Annotated in this window: 18 protein-coding genes; 4 read left to right on the forward strand and 14 right to left on the reverse strand. The window is 42.4% G+C overall.

Annotated elements, in window-relative coordinates; all coding sequences use genetic code 11:
* The 8 genes from WC473_05645 to WC473_05680 form a co-directional block, all read right to left on the reverse strand.
* A partial coding sequence (locus WC473_05645) for a hypothetical protein (GenBank protein MFA5125273.1) occupies window positions 1–217 on the reverse strand: 217 nt, incomplete at its 3' end.
* 80 nt (window positions 218–297) lie between these two features.
* On the reverse strand, window positions 298–1,104 hold the full coding sequence (locus WC473_05650; protein MFA5125274.1) for a class I SAM-dependent methyltransferase: 807 nt from the start codon (window positions 1,102–1,104) through the stop codon (window positions 298–300).
* Between the two features lie 187 nt (window positions 1,105–1,291).
* Window positions 1,292–2,188: a glycosyltransferase gene (locus WC473_05655; GenBank protein MFA5125275.1), complete on the reverse strand. Its 897-nt coding sequence runs from the start codon at window positions 2,186–2,188 to the stop codon at window positions 1,292–1,294.
* 5 nt (window positions 2,189–2,193) lie between these two features.
* The gene (locus WC473_05660) at window positions 2,194–3,117 is read right to left on the reverse strand and encodes a radical SAM protein (protein MFA5125276.1); all 924 of its coding nucleotides are present in this window, start codon (window positions 3,115–3,117) and stop codon (window positions 2,194–2,196) included.
* Between the two features lie 84 nt (window positions 3,118–3,201).
* Complete coding sequence (locus WC473_05665; protein MFA5125277.1) at window positions 3,202–3,786, reverse strand: YajG family lipoprotein; 585 nt, start codon at window positions 3,784–3,786, stop codon at window positions 3,202–3,204.
* 128 nt (window positions 3,787–3,914) lie between these two features.
* Entirely contained in the window at window positions 3,915–4,430 is a 516-nt protein-coding gene (locus tag WC473_05670) for a hypothetical protein (GenBank protein MFA5125278.1), read from the reverse strand.
* On the reverse strand, window positions 4,414–10,539 hold the full coding sequence (locus WC473_05675) for an RHS repeat-associated core domain-containing protein (protein MFA5125279.1): 6,126 nt from the start codon (window positions 10,537–10,539) through the stop codon (window positions 4,414–4,416). Before WC473_05675 ends, WC473_05670 begins: the two co-directional genes overlap by 17 nt.
* A gap of 13 nt (window positions 10,540–10,552) precedes the next feature.
* On the reverse strand, window positions 10,553–11,905 hold the full coding sequence (locus WC473_05680; protein MFA5125280.1) for a SpvB/TcaC N-terminal domain-containing protein: 1,353 nt from the start codon (window positions 11,903–11,905) through the stop codon (window positions 10,553–10,555).
* 751 nt (window positions 11,906–12,656) lie between these two features.
* Here WC473_05680 and WC473_05685 point away from each other — a divergent pair.
* From WC473_05685 to WC473_05700, 4 genes are all read left to right on the forward strand, one after another.
* Window positions 12,657–13,214 carry an XRE family transcriptional regulator gene (locus tag WC473_05685; GenBank protein MFA5125281.1) on the forward strand — a complete coding sequence of 186 codons (558 nt, stop codon included), beginning with the start codon at window positions 12,657–12,659 and terminating at the stop codon, window positions 13,212–13,214.
* Window positions 13,215–13,238: 24 nt separating this feature from the next.
* Window positions 13,239–13,613 carry a response regulator gene (locus WC473_05690; GenBank protein MFA5125282.1) on the forward strand — a complete coding sequence of 125 codons (375 nt, stop codon included), beginning with the start codon at window positions 13,239–13,241 and terminating at the stop codon, window positions 13,611–13,613.
* Between the two features lie 4 nt (window positions 13,614–13,617).
* Window positions 13,618–15,228: an ATP-binding protein gene (locus tag WC473_05695; GenBank protein MFA5125283.1), complete on the forward strand. Its 1,611-nt coding sequence runs from the start codon at window positions 13,618–13,620 to the stop codon at window positions 15,226–15,228.
* Between the two features lie 107 nt (window positions 15,229–15,335).
* Window positions 15,336–16,835, forward strand: coding sequence for an ATP-binding protein (locus tag WC473_05700; protein ID MFA5125284.1), 1,500 nt, complete (start codon window positions 15,336–15,338; stop codon window positions 16,833–16,835).
* Here the strand turns inward: WC473_05700 and WC473_05705 are convergent.
* The 6 genes from WC473_05705 to WC473_05730 all read right to left on the reverse strand — a co-directional run.
* Complete coding sequence (locus WC473_05705; GenBank protein ID MFA5125285.1) at window positions 16,810–18,996, reverse strand: ATP-binding protein; 2,187 nt, start codon at window positions 18,994–18,996, stop codon at window positions 16,810–16,812. The two genes, WC473_05700 and WC473_05705, sit on opposite strands and share 26 nt — an antisense overlap.
* An 11-nt stretch (window positions 18,997–19,007) precedes the next feature.
* Complete coding sequence (locus WC473_05710; protein ID MFA5125286.1) at window positions 19,008–20,090, reverse strand: hypothetical protein; 1,083 nt, start codon at window positions 20,088–20,090, stop codon at window positions 19,008–19,010.
* Window positions 20,077–21,312, reverse strand: a complete 1,236-nt coding sequence (locus tag WC473_05715) for a beta-ketoacyl-[acyl-carrier-protein] synthase family protein (GenBank protein ID MFA5125287.1) — start codon at window positions 21,310–21,312, stop codon at window positions 20,077–20,079. The genes WC473_05710 and WC473_05715 overlap by 14 nt, the downstream gene beginning before the upstream one ends.
* Complete coding sequence (fabZ, locus tag WC473_05720; GenBank protein ID MFA5125288.1) at window positions 21,309–21,746, reverse strand: 3-hydroxyacyl-ACP dehydratase FabZ; 438 nt, start codon at window positions 21,744–21,746, stop codon at window positions 21,309–21,311. The genes WC473_05715 and fabZ overlap by 4 nt, the downstream gene beginning before the upstream one ends.
* Window positions 21,747–21,776: 30 nt before the next feature.
* Window positions 21,777–22,025, reverse strand: coding sequence for an acyl carrier protein (locus tag WC473_05725; GenBank protein MFA5125289.1), 249 nt, complete (start codon window positions 22,023–22,025; stop codon window positions 21,777–21,779).
* Window positions 22,026–22,053: 28 nt separating this feature from the next.
* Window positions 22,054–22,439: SDR family oxidoreductase (locus tag WC473_05730; GenBank protein ID MFA5125290.1), on the reverse strand; the 386-nt coding region annotated here is incomplete at its 5' end.

A 22,439-nucleotide genomic window follows, 5' to 3' on the forward strand; every position in this document is an offset into this window, starting at 1 on the left:
AATATAATCTTGAAGATGAGCCCTTGAGCCCTTCGGCAATGAAACAAGTAGATTTTCCTTTATAGGCTCCAATCTCGACAACCACGGAGAAATCATTAAGAGATCTGGCTATTTTAAAAACAATCCTCCCCTCCTTGATTCCAAAATGACCTTCTTGCTTATCTATTTCCTCTAGCCGTCGGCCCTGACTTAGAAAATCCTTCAAAAGATTTCTCATCTTAGATCACTCCTCATCCCAATTAATTCCATTTCGAATACATTTATATTCCAATTATGGAACAAATAAAGCAAAAAAAATTATCCGCGTCTCGCCACAGCAACGATTTGCCTACCCCACCATTTTCTAGTCATTAAACTGATGGGCGCCCATGACGGATCTTCACACCAGATGTCCACTTTAAAATCTCTCAGCATGGCTTTAATTTTGCCGGGCGTGCAGACATTCACATGCAAGGCCTTTCCAGCTTCTCCCCTTCCCACAACTTTGACCTTTAACGCATTCCTCATGAATTCAGCAACGTTCTTAGGCCGATACTTACCTCTCAACACACGGAAGGTCCATTTCAAAAACCGGAATGGAAGATCCAGAGCCATTTTGATCGGCTGAAGATACTTCTCATAATAAAGGTTTGGTGTCGTGATGATGATCCTTCCGTTTTCTTTGAGGATTTTCTTGAATTTCTCACAGGTTCGTCCTAACTGATCGTCATTCATATGTTCAAAAACATCAAGCATAAAAATCAGATCGTAACGCCTGGAAAAATCATGATCGGCAACATCGCCAATCTCAGCCCTGGCAAAAGACCTCATCCCGACAGGAAGCATCTGTATCGTCTGCCGGGCGATATCAACGGCCGTCCTGCTATAATCCAGACCTAATACATGAGCTCCCTTCTTTGCGCAATAATATAATAATTCGCCCCTGCCGCAACCGACATCCAAGATTTCATCGCCTTGTCGCGGAACAGCGATCTCCAGGACGTGCTTATATTTAGGGTGGATAGCGATATCCAGCCCTTGCGCGTATTCATGGCACCCTTCGTTATCATGATAATAATAATTCGCGTCGTAGAGATTGGGGTCGACGATCTTTCGATTGCTCATACGGTCTTCTCTTGGACTGTCTTAAATGAATCCGGCGCCTTACGCCGATTTTTTCTTTTTTTCGTGAAACCAGTAATAAATGCCAAAGATGCGGATAATAAACCACTCTTCGTATCTGGACCTATAGAACCAGAAAGGCGAAAACAGGTCAAATTTCGATTCCATACCCTTTGATATACGATACAAGCTAATGACCCTCCGATAATGCTATGCCGAGAGTCTTAAACAATGTCTTGAGCCGGTCTCGATACGTGTGGCGACCGTTGACAAGATCAAAACCATTTTTTGCGATCTCCATCCTCTTTTCAGAATGCGCCAGATAAAACTCGATCTTTTGCCTCATCTCGCCCTGGATATCATCGAACATGGCCAAATGCTTGTTTTCTTCAAAAAGCTCATCAACGCCGTTCCCCTTCACGCGATGCGTCAAGAACATGGCCCCCGCCCCCATAGCCTCAAAGAACCGGGCGTTGATATCGTTATGGATCGGGTAATTAACGACAATCTTGGCTTTGGAGTAAAAATCGTATAATTGTTCGCGTTCGGCACGACCGATGTAAGAATTGGGATAATAATACCTGAGCGTCTCGATGACCACCTTTCGAAGGCTGTATTTCCCTTCCGTGCCGATAAAACAGATGTCGTATAGGCGCTGATCGTCGCCCAAAAATATCTGTCCCGGCTTCAGCGCATCGGCAGCCCACGGCAGCCAATGAGCCGTAACTCTCGTATCTTTCTTCAATCGCTGGATGTCGTCTTTTTGCGCCAGGAAAAGCGCATCATAATTTGCGGCCTGTCTTCTGATTTTCTTGTAAGGTTTCTTGAGGTGGGTATCGGAAATCCACCAGGCGGCCGGGTGCAGGCGTTGAGGCATCACAATCGTATAATCTCCGTCGTCAAAGCGGATATAAAAATCGAAACCGCCCTTGACCGACTGGATCTCCTGCATATCAAATTGATGCAGCTCAAAAAGCGGATCGCGCCGAAGGATCTCCATGCAGCGCTCCCCCATCGCAACCCGGGAATTCCGATGAAAAACCAAAGCCAAGCGTTTCTTGCCCTTTGAAGAAGTTTGATTATCCAAGATCGTTATGCTCTAGCCTGCTGTTGTTTCTTTTTGCGCTTGCGGCTTTTTTTGCCCTGCGTGACCCAGAACCCATGCCACCATCCATAGAGATCATACAGGGTCTTGCGGCCCTGCTCACCCGTATAAACCCAGGGTTGCCAGCTCTTACTCCATTCCAGGATTTGTTCTTTTGTATACTTTGTGTCAATGAGCCGGACTTTAGACTCACGGAATTTGCGGCTGCAGATCTTTTGCAATTCGGCGTAATTCGACGCAGAGACCAGCTCATCCCCCTTCTGGTTCTTGAAAGGCGGCAAGGGCAAAGCGGCGCTGCACCGAAAACAATACCTGTTGATCTGGTCTTCAAAATCCTTTACCGTCCTCTTCCACCAGCCTTTTTCCAGAGGATATCCGCCAGGACCATCAAAAAGCATGTCCATGGCTGCGGCGACTTCGCAGAAAAACCCACCCTTTGGATTAATCGAAGGCGACCATTTTTCCTGTATCCAGCATTTATCGATCAAGGTACGCATGAAGGCGCGATCATCCAGCACATCTTCCATCGCGATCAAAAGAGGCTGATGCTTCTGGGTATCATCTTCATGGTCATTGTAATAAATGTTCTCGGCGAACGTCTGACGGATAATATCCCGATACTCTTTCCATTTGTAGCCGGAAGTCCACAAGAATCGCTTCTCCAGGGGCATCTTCTTGCGCAGGATTTCGCAAATCTCCCTGAATTTCGGATGAAGAGTAGGCTCACCCCCCATCACACCCACTCCTCCCGGATAGCCTTCCAAAGAATCAAGGGCCTTTTCAAACGTCCCCAAATCCATGAAATAGGGCTTGCCGTGATGTCCGACAAAGCGCGTGCAATGCAAACACTGATGTATGCATGCATTTGTAATTTCAATCTGAATCAACCATGTCTCCCCAATCGCCTTCATCCATCCCCCTCCAATCAAAGCTAAAACCAGTATGGGTTATCTGCTACTATCTAGTACTATTTTATCTAAAAATAGACGCCTCTATTATTTCTCCTCCTTAACCAAGAAATCTATTAGATCTTTATCGTTAAAAATATTCTCTATTGCAGCAGAAAATGCGCAATTGACTACTTTGGCATTTGTTTCTTGCGAACCGAGAAAACAAGTTCTGATCTCTCTTTGCCCATGATACATCTTTTCATATGTTTGACCCGCAGCATTTGTTGCAACAATCTTAATTGTGGATTTTCCGATATTGCCACCTGTCCAAAAGCCCATTTCTACATCATAAGCAAGAACCCTTAATTCAACTTTCATCGATGTAGCTGATTCATCTTTTGCCACAGGAAGAAAGCCTTTCTTCCGCAGCCCATCCGACATCGCCGTTTGCAAAATTTCTGGCACATCTTGATCAGTCGTAATCTTGGCCGTCTTCATCCCATAAACATTCGATCTATTGCCAATGATCCGATCTTCTCTTTCATCTACAACGCATAGACCGATCTTTTTACCAGCGCCTACCTGAGAAGATAAAATATTTGCTGAAGGTTCAACTTTCAAATTTTGGCTGATATAAGCGCACCCCGATACTAAAAAAGATAGGAAAATAAAGCAGGCTGTCTTTCTCATTCTATATTCCCTCCCCGTTTTTCAGCGACAGTCACATCCCCGTTGAGGTCCGATCACTTGTTTTCCCCTCCTAGGTATGAACAACCGTCCCAATCATTTTCCCAGTATCATTCCTTAAATTGCCCCTTCTAGTGAAGAATTAAAGAGTGCTGCGCTCTACTCTGAATAAACGCAAATAACCCAATTAAAATAGGCGGTATTAATAAAACAATTAAAATTATAAAAATTTTGATTTTATTAATACCGCCATATCCTTTAAATTTATTGTTATAAATTTTGCTGGCCAGCCAAAAGAAATATAGACTCCCTAATTCTAAAAAAATTATTAATACTAAATTCAATTGATAATCTAAGTATTTTCCTAGAGGATTTAGAATAAGAGCAACACCAAGAGTACTAACAGCAATCTTTTCTTTATTATTTTTTATTGATATTATTCCCATAAAAATTAAGATTAATCCAATATTGACATAGAGCCAAAAATCTCCGTATTTAATAATATCTTGAGATTTGATAAAAATCGTTTTTAATAATTTTACCAGATCAGAAAATATTAAAAGTGTGTAAAAACCGAGTATGTATATAAATTTAAATTTTTCAAGAAAGCTAAATTGTTTTTTCACTGTATTATTTTGTATTTGCATTTTTAATCACAGGGTAATGATATTGCTGCTCTCCATAAATTGGAACCCACGCTCTCCTAGCTGCATCAACTGCATAAGTTATGCTTGATGCGACAACAGCAGCGCCAGCCAAAAGATTAAAAGGAAAAGATGCAGCTGCGGCAACAATCACTCCTACTCCTAACCCCCATCCAGACTGTATCATAGAACTCGTATAATCCCCCCAAAAAAGACCATGATTGAAATACTTGCCTTCTGTACTTACATTAAGCCAATTTTCAGATGGAGCGCTATCTAGAACACGTATAAACTTGTTCTCTGAAACAGCTGCTATTTTTGCAGCAGTCTTGAGCTGTCCTTCGACTCCGCCTTCTTCACGTGCCGCATCCAAGGTCTGTTGCAGATTAGCAGCTCTCTTTTGCTCAGTCTGTTTTTCAGTTTCTGTTTTTGGTTTTCTGTTTCCTGACTCCGCAACTCTATTTGCAAGATAACCGACAGAACTATATAACGCCCCCATCCAGGCACCTTGACCAAGGTCGCCACCAAAGATTGCCGCTCCAATAGCACCGCTCCCTGCGCCCCCAAGTACCGCAGCAGCAAAACCTGGCCAGAATTGATCACCAGCCGAATAACCTAACCCACATCCTATGCCAGCGCCTATTCCTCCAACCAAAGCGTTCATTCCAATATCGCCACCGTAAGCTGCTCCATTTATGGCACCTGATGCAGCCCCTCCGGCTGAAGCTCCGACAAAAGCCCACGCAGGTCCCCACAATGAACTTGCTGCCGTTGCTCCCGCGCCAATTAAACCAGCTCCCAAGGCACCTAATAACAGACCTTGCCAAACAGGTTGATCATTAACTGCTGCTGATATTGCTCCTAAAATCGCGCCGATAATTATAAACCAAAAATGCCCACTTGGATCCATGTAATTCAGCGGATTATTGCGGCAATAGGAATAACGATTCAGGGATTGAGGGTCGTAGGGCGCCTGGACAACGGTGTCGGCTGAAACGAAGCGGCCGATTTCGGGATCATAGTAGCGCGCGCTGTAGAAATAAAGCCCCGTTGCATCCAGCTCCTTACCGGTGAATTTGTAATCCGTGACATCCACGCCTTCGTTTTTGGAAACACTACCATAAGGCGCGTATTCCAGATGTTGGACCTGCTGGCCGTTCTGATCGGTAACAATGCTTGAAGACCCCAGATGATCTCCATGATAATAGTTTATGTCTGCCGACCCGCCAGCCACAGATTTAATGCTGCAAACTCTCGTCGATCCTGCAAAGACATGTTTAATCTGCGTAAGCTGATTTCCGGAATCTGTGCAATCGTCCTTTTCAAAGAGCGATCCGATATAAGTTGTGGTCCGGGTTTCGTTGTCGGCGGTTCGAGAAACCCTTACCCGCCCTCCGTCCCCGTCATACATAAATGACGTCACGGCATCGGGTTGAATTATCCTAATTATACGATTTTCAACGTCATATTCCAGGGTTTTATTTTTTCCTGACGTCATGTTTCCATTGGCATCGTACTCGTAGCTATAACTGCTTGCGGACGTCACGGCATGTGGCCCGGCATTCGCGCCGTATAGCATAAAACCAACATCAGACTTATACGTCATGTTGCCAATGGCATCGTATTGAAAATTATGATTGGATACGCCGTCTCCATCGGGAATATTCTGCGCGGAAGTCAAGCGATCCAGCTCATCATAGCCGAACGTGCGGATATTATTACGCAGATTATCCGTTAAGGTCGCCACATTGCCGTTTTTGTCAAAGATATAGTTCAAATCCTGCAGATGGACGCTTCCGCTCACCGTGTCTATGCGCGCCAATCTCAAATCCTGGCCATAGCTATAATCTGTGCTTACACCATTACCATACCGAATACGACGTATGCGCCCTTGACTGTCATAGTCTATTGAATTTACGTAATCCGTTGAGGTCGAAGTACTGGACACTCTTTCCAGAAATCCGGAATTGGTATCGTAAGAATATTCGACTGCTTCGCTATCGGGATAAATCAATTTTGTCAGACGATCCCAGGCATCATATTCTCTTTGAACCTCATATGCGTGAGCATCGACAGTCTTGACGGACTTTATTTCCCGGCCAAGCTTGTCATAGAAGAATTCCGTCGTCCCGGAACCATCGACGACTTTCGACAGGCGGCCTATGCAGTTCTCCTTGGCTGCTTCATCGTAAATATATGTTGCAAGTATTTGCCCATCGACTTGCTTGCCGGTCAGCCGATTCAAATCATCATAACTGAATTCCAGAACCTGATTTTTTGCATCGGTCTGCTTGATTAAATTTCCCAAAAGATCGTATTCATATGTCCAGACCCCCATATCGGGATCATCCATTTTGATCTTGCGTCCCGCAGAATCATACCAGATTTGCGAAATATTCCCTTGGGTATCTGTCACCTTAAGCAAGTTATCTTGGATATCATAGTCGTAAACTGTCTTGTATACCCCACCTTGGGTGAATTCCGTGACTTCAATAACATTGCCGTAAATGTTTTTTAGGATTCCCTTCTTGTGGCCCATCGGATCAACAGTCTCAACATAAAGCGGTGTCACATAGAAAACCTGGCTTTCGGCGTCTTTGGCCGTCCCCGGAAAATCTGATATCGTCTTTGTGATGCGGCCGCGAATATCGTATTCGTATCGCACATATGAAATCTGGGCTTCCGGCTCATCGACATAATGCGCAATTGATTCCTTTTCGACCCGGCCTATATTGTCGAAATAGGTCTCAGTCGAAACCTGACGGCTATTTTCTCCGTCCTCACCGTTTGAAACCGTTTTGTATTTTCTAGCCAGGCCATCCACATATTCCGTTTTTTCAAGATTGCCCTGCCGGGAAGCTTTGGTATTGAAATCAGGATAATTGAATTCTGTTACAACTTCACCATAAGCGTTCATTGTCTGGACAGGACGACCGAGAGAGTCATAAGAGGTCGAGCTCATATTACCGTTAGGATCTGTCGACTGGATGATCACGCCCAATTTTGGGTCATAAACGTAAGAAACTACGTGGCCTAAAGTATTAGCGATATTCAAAGGAAAGGAATTGAATACCGTCTCATATTCCGTCGTCACTGTACGGCCCAAAGCATCTGTCGTCGCCACCACATTACCAAAAATGTCGTATAAATAACTGCGGGCGACCGATTGCTGACCGCCCGTTAAAGGATTGACGACAACCATAGACTCCTTGCCTACATTGCCACGCGAATCGTATTCAAAGCTTTTTTTCGTCACGACAGCATCGTCTTTATCCTTCAAGATAACCTCTAACGGCCTATTCAAACCCGTCTCATAGGCGCGTGCAAATGTTGTTTCCGTCGTTTTTTCATCGCCTTCTTTTAAAATGTCTCCCAGACTCCTTACCTCAAGGGGGTTGCCTATAGCGTCATAATCAAATTCACTGGCTGTGCTTAATACAGAGCCATCCTCCTCCCACACAATCGTGTCCTGACGAATCAAAGCAGGAAACCCAAGAACATTATCGGCAGGACCGGCCTTCCTGACATCGTAGGTATTGCTCGCCTGACTGATTTGACGGCCATTCCCATCAAATGCGGCAATCTTTTCTATCTGCCCCTTCAAGGCGCCATCCTGATCAAGCTTACCCTGATAGAAATACGTTTCCGTGTAATTTCCCGTAACGGGATCAAGTGCCTTAACTTTCCCAAATCCGCGGAATTCACGCTCAACGGCATCATAATAGCCACCCGAAAAGACAAACTGCTGATTATAAGATTCTTGCGGTGATCCAAGGGGCAGCGTATCAATGATCTTAATCTCGGATGCCACCTGCACCGGAAACGGCAGCCCAGGATTATCTGCGATAGAAGCATAAGAATACACAATTTCCGTCTTACCTCCGATACCATTAGCAATCTGCCGAAGCAGATCTGGCGGCCTTTGATCGGTAATCTGCGTTTTCCATCGTAAAATTCCAATCAATTCATGGTCATAGCCGGCGCGATCGGATATGCCATCGCCGTTAAAATCACCAGTTGTAACGAATTCATCGGCACTGCTGCCAAAACTCCCCAAGAGTCCTTTTGTCGAAAAATTTTCTCCGGTCGAAACCGCGTAATACCAATCCTGGCTGGATTTGTCCCAATATCCAACATCTGAAATCCCATCGTTGTTATAGTCTGAAACTACGGGCTCTTTGCCGGCCCCGAATCCTGAAATCCAAACGCCGCCGTCCAGAAAAGTCCTACCATTGGAAAGCGCGACCTTATATTCACCGCTTGATTTCTTAACAAGGCAGAGGTCTGCCAATGAATCTCCGTTAAAATCCCCCATCAACATCGAATAATTCGTTCCAAAACCGGCCAGCCACGTCGTCATGGCACCAAAACCGCTGCCTTGGCTTAAAACGACTCGCACCTCTCCTGTTTCTTTGTTATATAACCCGAAATCACAATATTTATCTCCGTTGAAATTCCCAGAAAAAACAAGCCATGATGAAGGATTTTCCGTAAAATCCAGCCATAACGCAGGCAAAGACAATCCGCTTCCCGTCGATAAGGCTATACGCAGTTCACCGTTCGTCTTGTTATACAGTCCGGCATCGGCTTTTCCATCACCATTAAAATCTCCCCCTACCGGAGATACATCGACACCAGTCGTCCCCGACTGGAGCCAGTCAGAGGCATTCGTAAAAACACCACCTTCTGAAATCGCTACCTCCCAAACCCCTGTTGCGCCGTTATATAGCCCCAGATCGCACAGAGCATCGCCATCGAAATCACCCATGATCGGAAATATCAGATTCGTTGAGGCATTCGGATCTACGACATCCACGCCGACCGAACTCTCGACACTTAAACCGCCTGTATCTGCGACAACTACTGACACCGCGTGGTCTCCTGCATCATCAAAAGAAATCGTTTTCTCATACACGCCATCGAGATCACCGGAGGCTATTTCCTGGCTGTCTTTCTTCAAAATAAAGGTCAACCCGTCTCCATCCGGATCGCTGCTCGATATCCGGACTATCACATCTTCGCCTTTGTTGATAGTATATGTACTCAAGCTTAAAGCGACTTCCGGCGATCTATTAACATTATTAACAACAATGGTTCCGTTTTCGGTGACAGTATCGATGCCATCCGAAGCCGTGACGCTATAAGGATAAGAGCCAGCATCATCATATCCTGTCAGCCATTTTCCCGCCGTATCCCAAGGAGACGAGTAATAATAAGTGATGGCATCGCCATCTGCATCGGTCGCTTGAGGAGTTACAACTGCTAATTGGCCTTCCTGAACCGTAATATCGGACAAAGCTGCCAAGACAGGCGGACGATTGACATTTTTGACATTAACCTTAACATCTTGGTTGGCAACAAGACCGGTGGCATCCGTGGCTCTAACTGTGACGACATACATTCCTGCGTCATCATAGTCTGTCTGCCACCGGCCCTGTGCATCAAACGGTGCGCTAAATGCATACACGATCTCATCATCATCCAAGTCTGTCGCATGCGGTGTAATCACAACCTCCTGGTTTTCGTCCGCATAAATGTCCGGAATAAAATCAAGAACGGGCGCATTATCCACGCCTTCTACCTGAAGAGTCACTTCATTCGAAGAAACGGGGTTCCCTTCCATATCTTTTGCTTTAAATATAACCACCTCTGTCCCAAACCAACCCTGAGACTGGGAAAAACTTACCTCGTTCGTCACAGGATCAATCTGCACGACAACGCTCTGATTGCCGCTAACCGAATAATCCAAAGCATTACCGTCAAAACTCAAAAAATAGTCATCCAGATCGAATGCATTCGTTTTAACCCCGTTCTCAAGCCAATTCTGGTTAGGAATAATATATGCCAAAAGAGGCGGGGTCGATTTCGTCGTTGCAACATAACCGCTTTCCAGAACAAAAGTTGCGCTATTGGTCCGGCCAACACACGATTCACCAAAACTATCCTGGCTGACAGCAAAACCCGATGCCACACGACTGCCTGCACCTTGAACAACAGCGCCACTTTGTATTATCAGGCTTGAACCGGCCATACTGAATGCCAATGCCTCCCTGGCGCCGCCAAACACCAGCATATGAGCACAGATCAAAACAACCGAGACTATTTTTTGCATAAATACCTCTATCTTAGTTATTGCTCTGGTATTCGAAGGCCTGTTTAGGGAAACAGGAACCATCGCCTGCGCACTGCTGGAATGACGCCACAACAGAACGATCCGTGTCATCACTCTTGCCATATTCGATGACATAACGCCAAACCAGATCGCCGTTACACTTTGCCAGGATTTCCTTAAGGCGCTTTGCTGTTTCTATCTTTGTCCCGCTAATATAGCTAAATACATGGTCTGCCCTGTCCTCCAGAACAAAATCAACTGAATTCCTGCCCGTAACGCCGGCATTTTCGTTTCCTGTATAAATGATGCGCAATAAGTATGTTTTCCCGGCATCTTTAGCGTAGTCATATTTCACATCGTTACCATTTGTATCCAGAACCCTGGTCAAATACCAACTAAACGTCCCTCCCCAACCCGCCTCCCTGCTTTCATCCGTCTCGCCGAACTTCAAGACATTGCCGTCCTTCCCCAAAGCTCGCCAGCTGTCATTGCTCTCCTTATAAAATCTAGTAAATGAAGACTCAATCTTTGTTTGATACAGGTTATCAACCAAATGCACCAATTCCGTTGTCCCAGCATCCGTAACTAAATAGAACGTATCTTTGGTATCATCATAAGTCGGCACGCCAAGCCGCGTTGAACGGACGATATATCCTTGTTTCAGATCAAACCCCATGCCCAACCAAGAATTCGCATTTGAAGAACGATAGACAAGCGCAAGCGAAGGTTGGATGCTTTTCCGCCCCGGCGCCACGGTGATCGGAAAACTATGGCTGAACGCCCCTGTTAGAAGATCCGGCAACGGAATCTTTACCCCGCCGCCAATCGGCGCACCTTGAGACACAAGGCTCATCAAAGCCGCATATGTGGAAAAATGATCCACTGAAAAAGTCACGCTATAACCATCTGAAGAAATAACCGACGTTTTTCCTGTAGAGATGATCTTCTGTTCGACGCTATCATAGAGCCCCAACTCAACCGGAGTCCCCGGAATACCAGCCTGGTCCAATCGATAAATAAGTTGAACGGGGACATTAAAAACCAAACCATAAGGCTTGCATTCAACAACATTCAAAAGCATCGTCTGGTTTGGAATGGCCCCTTCCATGAACTCTGGATTCACGGGGAGTATCTCAAAACCACGCGCTGTAGACATGGCTCCTTCCGGAATAATCAATCTTGTCTTCCCGTCAGATGAGAGGACTTCGCCTCCCTCGGGCCCTATGATTGTCCCTGGTTCTGTGATCGTGCATGCACCCTTTTTTGTCCAACCGGCTTTTAATCCCCCAGCATCCTGCATATAGAGGTATATGTTCTTTGCGCCCAAAAACGTCTCCTTGAATGAAACCACCCAGCGAATTGTCATCCTCGAGCCGCTACCTGAAACGCTTGTCTGCGAGCAATCCATCCTCACATATGAATTCTCAAGTATTCGCGCTGCTCCGGGAGCATATCCTGTCCCCCATGAAGTATTGGTATCGTTACGTAAATAAAGTTTATTGGTTGCCCGGTTATAATAGGCCTCGAATGATTTTGCCTTGTTTGTCGATACGTTCACATGGATGTAAGCCGTCTTGATATTTGTCCACCCGTCCGCATCGTTATACTCGACAGTAAATGTCATATAATTGTTTGCTGAAATAACCGCGTTAGACGGAGAAACGGAACCCAGCGTAGGCGATGTAGCAAAAACAGAAACCGGGAAAACAGACAATAAGCCCAAAACAACAAGAAAGCTTCTCATAGAGATCCTCCTGCGTTTCAACCACAAACAAAATGATTCAGGATTACGGCGCGCGCAGAGTATGTTGTCTCTGCATAAACCGCAATGGCGGGGCATGCCTTTTTTGAGGAATTGTTCGGCGAGTTTTTCTTTGAGCTCGAATGTAATCATACTTACTGATTTATAGCTGAACATAATTTTTGTTGCAATAACGAGTATACATCTTGTTCCATTTATGTCAACTATTATTTTTCCATAAATGGAACTAATCTTACAACTTGTTGCATGCCAATTTGATACAATTTCCTTATTTTTTGAATTTACTCATATAATATTTCCAATTTTGTTTGACTTTTTGTTCCATTTATGATATCTTTAAACAAAGGAGAAGGCTATGAAATTAGGCGAAAAACTTAAAGCATTAAGGAAACAGAAGGATCTTACGCTGGATAAACTCTCCGAGCTTTCTGGGGTCGCCAAGGCCACATTGAGCCGTATTGAAAATGGCGTCACAACCGGGAATCTCAATACCCATCTTAAAATATGCGACGCTTTGGGTGTCAACCTTGGGGAGCTTTATAAGGGGCTGGAGAATGCCGAGGAAAAAGTGGTCGCCTTTGATGAAAAGACAATAAAAGAGGCGGAGGTTTTCAATTACGACGAAAAGGTATCATCTATCATTCTGGCCAGACAAACCGGGAAAAAGAAAATGCTACCCCAGCTTTTAATCATAGAGCCGCAAAAAGGAACACCAGCAGAAGAAAATTCCCCTGGAACGGATAAATTCATCTTTTGCCTCGAAGGAGAAACAGAATTAAAGATCGGAAACAAAGCCTATCAGCTTAAAAAAAATGGCAGTACTTACTTCGATGCATCCCTCCCTCACTCTGTCAAGAACACCGGCTCAAAACCCGCAAAGCTGATCACCGTCGTTAGTCCGGTCGCTTTATAATCAGACAACCCATTAACTTTCACCATGGGAGGAAACATGACAGCTAAAAAAAGAATCTTAATATGTGATGACGAAGAAGGTATTAGAGAATCTTTAAAGTTGATCCTTGAAAACGATTACGATCTAATCTTTAGCTGCAGCGGTAAGGAATGTCTTGAAAAACTTGAGCGCCATAGAGACATCAAACTCGTCCTGCTCGATATTAAAATGCCCAAACAAAACGGCCTTGAGGTCACCCGTGAAATTAAACGCGTACGGCCTGAAATCAAAATCATCATCGTCACCGGCTATGCCAGCCCTGAAATCGCTCAAGAAGCCATGTCTGCAGGCGCCGATGACTACATCCCAAAACCCTTTGCTTCAAAAGAAATCCTCAAAAAAATAAGCGAGTCCTTCTAATTTCATGCCCTCAATAAATTGGTTCTTCATTTCAAGCCTTTCTCTCAGCATAACATCCTTAGTTCTTTCAATTTTACTTCTGGTTTTTGGAAAAGAAAAAGTACATAAAATGTGGGTTTTTTTCAATGTTTCTCTTCTTGCCTGGGGAACATCCGCTACCATAGCCAGCACTCTCCCCCTTTCTCATATCAATCTTGCCGATCTATGCTGGCGCATAGGTTGTCTTGCCGTAACTTTTACAGCTCCTGCGATTAGCCACATGGCTTTTTATCTTTTGAAAAATGATTTCAAAAAATTTACATTGTTTGTTTACCTGCAAGCATTCGTTTTCGGCATCTTGATTCTTTTCACAAATTTAGTATTCAAAACTGCGGATAAACTTTCCCAAGGCATGATCCTTGTGGACGGAGGACCATTATATTTTTATTGGTTCTCAGCTTGGTTCTTCTCCTGCTTTTATATTCATCTGACCTTAATTAAAAGTTACCTAATTGATAAAAGCTCAGGAATCCAATATTTTCAAATTCCGATTTTAATTTCATTTTTAATTGGATCATTCAATTTTTTAATACCCCTAAGATTCCCAATATTCCAAATAGGCAACTTTGGATGCACAATGTATTGTTTACTTGCTACTTACTTTATTTTTAAAAATCGTCTTATTGGAATACATATCATTTACAAAAAAGGGCTTTTCTATTCAATTCTTATTTCTATATTAATGATTACATATTTAACTTTGGTGATTTTGACAGAATGGTTATTCAAGGGCTTGTTTGGCTATAGTTCACTAATTATTAGTCTAATTTTTTCAAGCATTATTGCTATACTTTTTAGTCCAATCCGAGAGCGAATACAAAAGTTTGTTGATAGGCTATTCCTTGGAAAAACCCCTCAAGAAATAGCCGAAGAAAACCATCTCCTAAAACAAGAGCTTGAACGCTCTGAACGCTTAAAGACTGCTAGTGCTTTAGCTTTGGGACTTGCTCACGAAATTAGGAATCCAATAACAACAATTAAAACCTTCGCAGAATACTTGCCAGAAAGACTCGATGATAAAGAATTCCTTAAAAAATTTTCTAAACTCATCCCTGCCGAAACAGAACGCATCAATAATATAATTCGACAACTTCTTCAGTTTTCCAAGCCTTCTGCTCCAAAATTTCAAAAAATATATGCCCAACAAATCATCCATGAAGTCTTAATTTTCTTAAGCAGCGAGTTTCTAAAACGAAGGATAAAGTTAATTGAAATATATCAAAACGAAGATGTGGTCATTTATGCGGATGGCGAACAATTGAAACAAGTTTTTCTTAATATTATTTTCAATGCCATGGAGGCCATGCCTGATGGAGGAACAATATCTATTGAAACAAAAAAAACAGTTAATTGTTTTATTGAAATATCCATAAAAGATGAAGGCATCGGAATTACAGAAGAAGATTTGTCCCACATCTTTGACCCCTTCTATAGCAAAAAGGAATCTGGCACAGGACTCGGCCTTGCAATTTCTTTTCAGATCATCAAAAATCACAACGGGAAAATTTTAGTTCAAAGTAAAATCAAAAAAGGAACGATCGTTAAGCTCCAATTCCCTATCTATCTATACAGATGAATTACTTGACTATCACAAGCGTAATTCTTATATTTTCGACCTTAACAGTAATCCTCATAGCTTTTAGATTCGGCGCTCTAAATTCTATTCATAAAGCTTGGCTTACAATGAATGTTTCAATTCTTGGCTGGGCCGTAGGAGCAACTATCCTTAGCATAACAACCCTCGAATCGGGAATAGCATTACAAATTGCAAAAATTACTATTGTTTTTGTCACCACCATTGCTCTTACCCTATTGCACTTTATTCATATTCTAACTGGTAAACCAAATTATAGATCTTGCCTTCCCTTTTATTTTTTTGGTTATATTTTTATCATTCTCATATTCATACCTAATGGAGTATTCACAAATTTTATTCAAAAATATAATTACCTTTTACTCCCAAACAGGGGCCCATTCTATCTACCCTGGTTTGCTTTTTGGCTAATCACCATAACCTTAGCACATTTCTATTTAATTATTTTTTATATAAAAAATATCAATAAAAAACAGAAAACCGAAGCACTTCTGCTTTTCATTGCTCTCGCCATAGGCTGTATTTGCGGAACAATCAATTTTTTATACTTTTTTAACCTTGGGTTCTACCCTTTAGCCAATTTAGGCATTTCACTTTACTGTATGATTTTTACTTATGCCGTTTTTAAACATCAAGTTATGGGGCTTGAGATTGTTCTTCGAAAAGGCCTCCTCTATTCAGGTTTGATAACAATTTTTACCTGTATATATTTGATTGTGATCTTTATCAGCGAATGGTTATTTAGAGGCATCCTTGGCTACAAATCTATTTTTCTTAGCCTACTATCCGCCGTGACCATCGCGCTCTTGTTTAATCCTTTGCGCGACAAAATTCAAAATTATATTGACTGCCTTTTTCTTGGCAAAACGACTGAAGAATTAGCCAGAGAAAATGAATTGCTTAAGCAAGAGATTGAGCGATCTGAACGTCTCAAAACTGTGAGCTCACTTGCACTTGGAGTTGCTCATGAGATAAAAAATCCCCTGACAGCATTAAAAACATTCACTGAATTTTTGCCCGAAAAGTACAAAGACGAAAATTTTTTAAAAAAATTTTCAAAGATTATCCCCAAAGAAGTAGAACGTATTAACAACATAGTAAGACAACTTTTAGATTTTTCTAAACCCTCTCTTCCAATTTTAAAACCAACGAATATATGCAACATAATGGATGAAATTCTTGAATTAATGAACAACGATTTTCTAAAAAGAAGGATACTAGTTAATGAACAATGTGAAAACCATGACATAATTGCAAATATTGATGCCGCGCAGATTAAACAAGTCTTTTATAATATTATTATTAATGCGATGGACTCTATGTCTAACGGAGGGAAAATCTATATTATGGCGAAATCTATTGTTAATGAAAAGGTTGAGATAATCGTAAAAGATGAAGGTTGTGGAATATCAATAGAAAACCTAAAAAATATTTTCAATCCATTCTTCAGCACGAAAGATAAAGGTACTGGTCTAGGCCTTTCCATTTGCCATCAAATTATTAAAAATCATGATGGCACAATTGAGATTAAAAGCGAATTGAATCAGGGCACGTCTGTAATAATTAGGCTGCCGCGAGCGCAGGCTTAACAGGAAGGCTAACAGTAAAACACGTCCCGGACCGATAAACAGAATCTATTTTAAGCTGGCCACTGTGAGAAGCGATAATTTTTTCAATAACATATAAACCAAGGCCCGTCCCCTTTCGTGAAGTTGCCTTTGTGGTAAAGAAAGGCGTGTAAAGTTTTTTCACATCTTCAGTCTTAATACCTATGCCATTATCTTGAACATTCACATGTATGCAAGTTTGATCTGTCATAGCTGAAATCTCGATTCTTCCTCGGTATCCTTCTTCATTTAAATATGCCTGTCGTTCTTTTATAGCATCATAAGCATTATCTATTAGATTAAAAAAAACTTCCTGCAATTGAACAATATTAGCATTAAGACACGGAAGATTTGATGGAATGTCTCTAATGAGGTCAATTTCCCTAAGCTTAATCTTATAGCTCACCATTTCTACCGCGCCATCCAGGACATCTTTAAAACTGACCCTTTCAAATCCACCTTGCCCAGGGCGGGAATATTTAAGCAGTCCCTTCACTACCTCTCCCCCCTGAAGAACATTAGCTTGAATACGCTCCAGAGAATTTTTGAGATCGTTGAATATCTGCTTTGTTTTTTCGCTACACTGAGAACAATCATAATTTTTTATAACGTCCAGGGAGTCGCCGGCAATCAAAGAAAGAGCATGGAACCTATTATTAATCTGATGCGAAAGGCCATCAGCCATGGTGCCAATCGTTGCCATTTTCTCTGCCTGGAAGAGCGACTCTTGTGTCTTTCTGATTTCCTCATAGAATTGTGCATTTTCAATAGCCAGAGCAGCTTGGTTGGCCAGAACAGAAAATACCGCCAAATCATCCTGTGAATACATCTTTCCCGAACGCTTCTCGCCCAAAACAAGTATTCCAATAAGGCGATCCTCTACAAAACTCGGAACAATCAAAGCAGCATTCAACTGAGTCAGCTGTTCAACCAAACTTAACAAGATGGTATTCTGTGATCCTTCTTTCAACCTTATAATGAACTCTTCAGTCACTAGTGGCTCTTTATCCTTGTTCAGCTGCCAAATCAAAGGAGAACCCATGTCAATGGCTTTTGTAGCAATACTGACCCCCCTTGCCGCTCTCATGGTTTTCAAGACGTAAAAAGAGCCCTCTTCGTTCAATAAGTAAATTATTGAATGTTTGATTCTGACAATTTTTGTTATGACATAAACGATAAGCTTTAACAATAAATCGAGATTTCTGATTCTAATCATACCTGAAGAAGCACCCCTCAAAATGTTCTGGTAATTTTTTTGTTCTCTAAGCAATCTGTTTTCAGCTTTACTGTCGAAATATATGTAGAGAAAGGGGCCCAGAGTTGCCAAAGTAGTAGAAAAAAGAAAAGGCACAATCCACCAAGATGAGCCAAAGAGAACGACTAATTCATTCTGCCAAAAATAAATAATTAACAAAGGTGTTCCCAAAATTAAAGAATATGTTGCCACAAAAATACCTGAGCGCGTTGCTATAAGTCTGACATCCATAAGTCGATATCGGATGATGCCGTAAAGAATAGGAACATTACAAAATGCAAAAAGATAATTAATATATGGTGAAGTTGAAAGGTTGTAAGCAGGAAGAAAATTGCATGATCCTAATACAAAACCTATGCCAGATCCGATTAATACATATTTAAGTTGTTGCCTTTTAATCCCCGTGACACGATAAAGATTATTAAACATAAGAACGAAAGCATAGATTACAGTTAAACCAAAAAAGGCCATGAAGAAACTATATAGAACACCGGGTGAAGTGTAATAACCAAAATATGGCCTCAGCACCACGTCTTTTATAAATAAATCAGAAAACGGTGGCGAGAGAAATAAAACAAAACAAAAACCTATACCATAAACAAACGGTAGGATTTTTGTTTTTTGCTCTAACAAAAGCACGGTGGCATGGAAAAAACAAATTGGAATGAAAATTATTCCTAGAAACATTAATCTATTCCAAAATAAAGCCCAATGAGGAGTTATAATGGTCGATTCTATAAATTGTGAAAAACACCAGAGCGAAATGCTAAATTCGAATAAAGCCCACATGATATTTAACAAACTACGCCGATTTTTCAAATATACCAACAATCCCAAAATAAACGTACTAACGCTTGCGATTAAGCAAGAAAATGCATAATGGTTCATTTTGTATCTCCTTAAAGGTAACCGGCGAGATTACGGAAAGCAGCAGCATCAAAACCTATTTTTGAACCGACCTCATCCATCTCAATCATATTGTTCTCATCAACCTTTCCCAAGGCATAATGATTTCTTACACCCAGCCAAGAAAGGATAAGCGCTTCTGCAAGACAACCATGAACCTCTTCTTTCCCTAGCCCAAAATTAAAATGTAAATCCACCCCGGGGACCTTTACAATAGCCGAAGAAACGACTAACACATCTGGCCTTGCAACAATAGTTTCTTCAGATACATTAGGCGGATAGGCACCATCGATGACTAAAGCATTTTTTTTCAAAAATTCTTTTCTTATGATTCCCTTCACTGCATTTGTAACAACTATGATGGCATCAGCTTCTTTTATAGACTCAATCTTCTCAGACAACACTAGCTTAGTCTTAATATTGCTCTGGTTACCAAAAATGTTTCTTATCTCTTTGAGTTGAATATCAATCAATAAAAGCTTGTTCACATTATTAATTAAAGCTTTAGCACATCCTGATCCAACGGAACCTCCAGCTCCCACTACTGCAACAGTAACATCAGATAATTTAATTCCTTTAAGAGATAAAGCTCTTTTAAGGTTCTTAATGGCAATAACGGCAGAGTAGGTATTTCCAGTTGTAATGCCAAGCTTGGTCTTCCCCAAAAGATCGAGACCATCACGTACAGCTATTGAAGTAAAAGCTCCCAAGCTAACAATTTTACAGCCAGCTTTTTCGGCAAGCTGAATCCCTTGCAATATTCTATGAGCAGCAAAACTTCTATTTTCCATGATTTGGGCCGCAGTAAGAAAACATAAGATTGAAATTCCGCGAAGCTTTTTATTATTTTTATCTCTAAAACCAGTAATCTGAGAAACAATTAATGGAGGCATATGCCTAAATATAAAACTTTTAAACGGAACAAAAAAAATATTATCTGGAATAACTTCAAAATTTGGTAAATTTGCCATGAAAGCAAAATCGCCACTAAAAATGAACTTTTGACTCACGCCCTTAGGGCTGGTTGAAAACAAAAAATTTAAAATAAGCTGCTTGATAAAATTAAAAGTATTCATTCTTGAAAAGAATTGAACAATTATTACCGCCAAAAGCACATGAATTATTTAACGCGATTTTGAGTTTATGCCTTATTGCTACATTGGGAACACAAAAAATAGCGCAATCTTCATCCGATGTCTCAAAGTTAATTGTTGGAGGAAGGACCTGATCTCTTATAGAAAGACAACAAGCAATTGATTCAACAGCAGAAGCTGCACCCATCGTATGGCCAAGTATGGATTTTATAGAACTACATGGAATGGATTTTAATCGCTCCCCAAAAACTCTCTTCAAGGCGGCACACTCAACTTTATCATTTTGGGGTGTCCCTGTGCCGTGGGCACTGATATAATCAATTTGATCTTCAGAAACTCCCGCATTCTTTAATGCCTTCTCCATACAACGGACGATCCCTTCTTCCAAAGGCTGGGTCATATGATGGGCGTCGCAACTTAAGCCATATCCGAGTATCTCAGCATAGATTTTTGCGCCACGGTCCTGGGCATGCTCAAGCGACTCTAAAAGCAAAATACCCGCTCCTTCACCCAACATCATGCCTTTCCTGTTTTTATCAAAAGGCTGACATTTCTCGGGAGCCATGGCCAATAAACGATTAAATCCGGTGAAAGCGACTCTGGAAAAAGCATCGACGCCGCCGCAGAAGAATACATCCCCCTCTCCTTGACGGATCAAATCAAAGCCATATCCGGTTGCATAATTAGCCGAAGAGCATGCGGTCGGCATGACCGCATTAAAACCATCGGAAGAAAAATGTGTCGCGACATTCACGGAAAGATTGTTGGAGGTATACCGCACGATCAAATCTTCAACTAGGCCGGATTGACCACTTTCGACCCATATCCTATCAAGTTTTTCCAAAATCTGGGTCTCTCCCATGGTTGTCCCAAGCAAAACGCCGGCCTTCTCAATCCGGCGTTCTTTTAGACCCGCATCTTCCAAGGCCAACTTCGTTGCCACAATGGCCATCTGGGAGGCACGGCCAAGGTGTTTGATTTTTCTCTTATCGATAAAATGTTCCGGACAGAAATTTTTGACTTCTCCACCCTTATGAATAGGATAATCCGAAGTGTCAAAAGCCTCTATATCAGAGATCCCCGATTGTCCGGCGACAAGATTCTTCCAGAACTCTTCGACACCGATGCCAATGGAAGACACAACACCCAGCCCCGTAACAACAACGCGGCGTTTAATATCCTTGGCTTCAGAGGAAGGCTTCATGCAAATTTGGCATCCTGAGAACCAAAGGCGATCTCCGCCTCGGCGACTTTGCGATCTTCTACCGTAATGACTGCGTTAAAAATCCCCATCTTCGACATCATCTTTATGGGTTCAACCGTAATCATCATCTGATCTCCGGGGATGACGGGCTTTGAAAAGCGGCTCTTGACGGAAACAAGAAAAAGCACCTTGTCATTAGGGAATTTCTGCTTGTAAAGAATGATGCCTGCTTGCGCCATGGCCTCGATGATAAGAACACCCGGCATAATAGGCTGTCCGGGAAAATGACCCTTGAAGAATTGTTCGCTGGCTGTCACATTCTTGATGGCAACGACCTTCTCAGGCGAAGCTTCCAGGACCCGGTCAATCATTAAAAATGGAAATCGTTGAGGGATAAATTTTTTGATATCTTCAGACCCAAAAGAGTTTTTCATTTTTCCATGCTTTCTTTAGGCATCTTGCGCCTATTTGCTCTTTTTTTTCGCCGTCAGTACCATCTGAATGATCTTGTTAACGGTCGTCATTTCTTTCAATCTTTCTTCGGGAATCGCAATGCGATACTTCTTTTCCAAGGCTGCCAGAATCTCAAGCGCCATCATGGAATCAGCACCTACCTCCTGGATCAGATGGGCGTCCAGAGGAATATCGCCCTTGTCTTTCTCGATAACCGTCGAGACAATCTCCAAGACTTCGTCTTGAACGCTACGCGCCATTTGTCAGTCCCTCCTATTCACCTAGTTGTCAATTGCTCGTATGCAGGCCGCCATCGACCTTGATGACTTGGCCTGTGATGTAATTGGACTGCTCGCTTAAGAGAAATAAAACGGCCTTGGCTATATCCTGCGGCTGGCCGAACCGGCCCAAAGGGACGGCCCGGCGGAATTTATCCTTGAGATCCTCCTTGAGAATGCTTAACATATCCGTCTCAATAAAACCGGGTGCCACGCAATTGACACGGATGTTATAGGGCGCGACTTCCTGCGCCAGGGCGCGGGTCAAGCCGATAATGCCCGCCTTGGATGCCGAATAGTTCACCTGCCGCGCAATGCCGGAAATCCCGCTGATAGATGAGATATTGACGATATTGCCCTTCTTTTGCTTGAGAAACGTCACAATGCACGAACGCG

The organism is Patescibacteria group bacterium (assembly GCA_041650895.1).
In the GTDB taxonomy this organism is placed as follows: Bacteria; Patescibacteriota; Patescibacteriia; order 2-01-FULL-39-33; family 2-01-FULL-39-33; genus CAISTG01.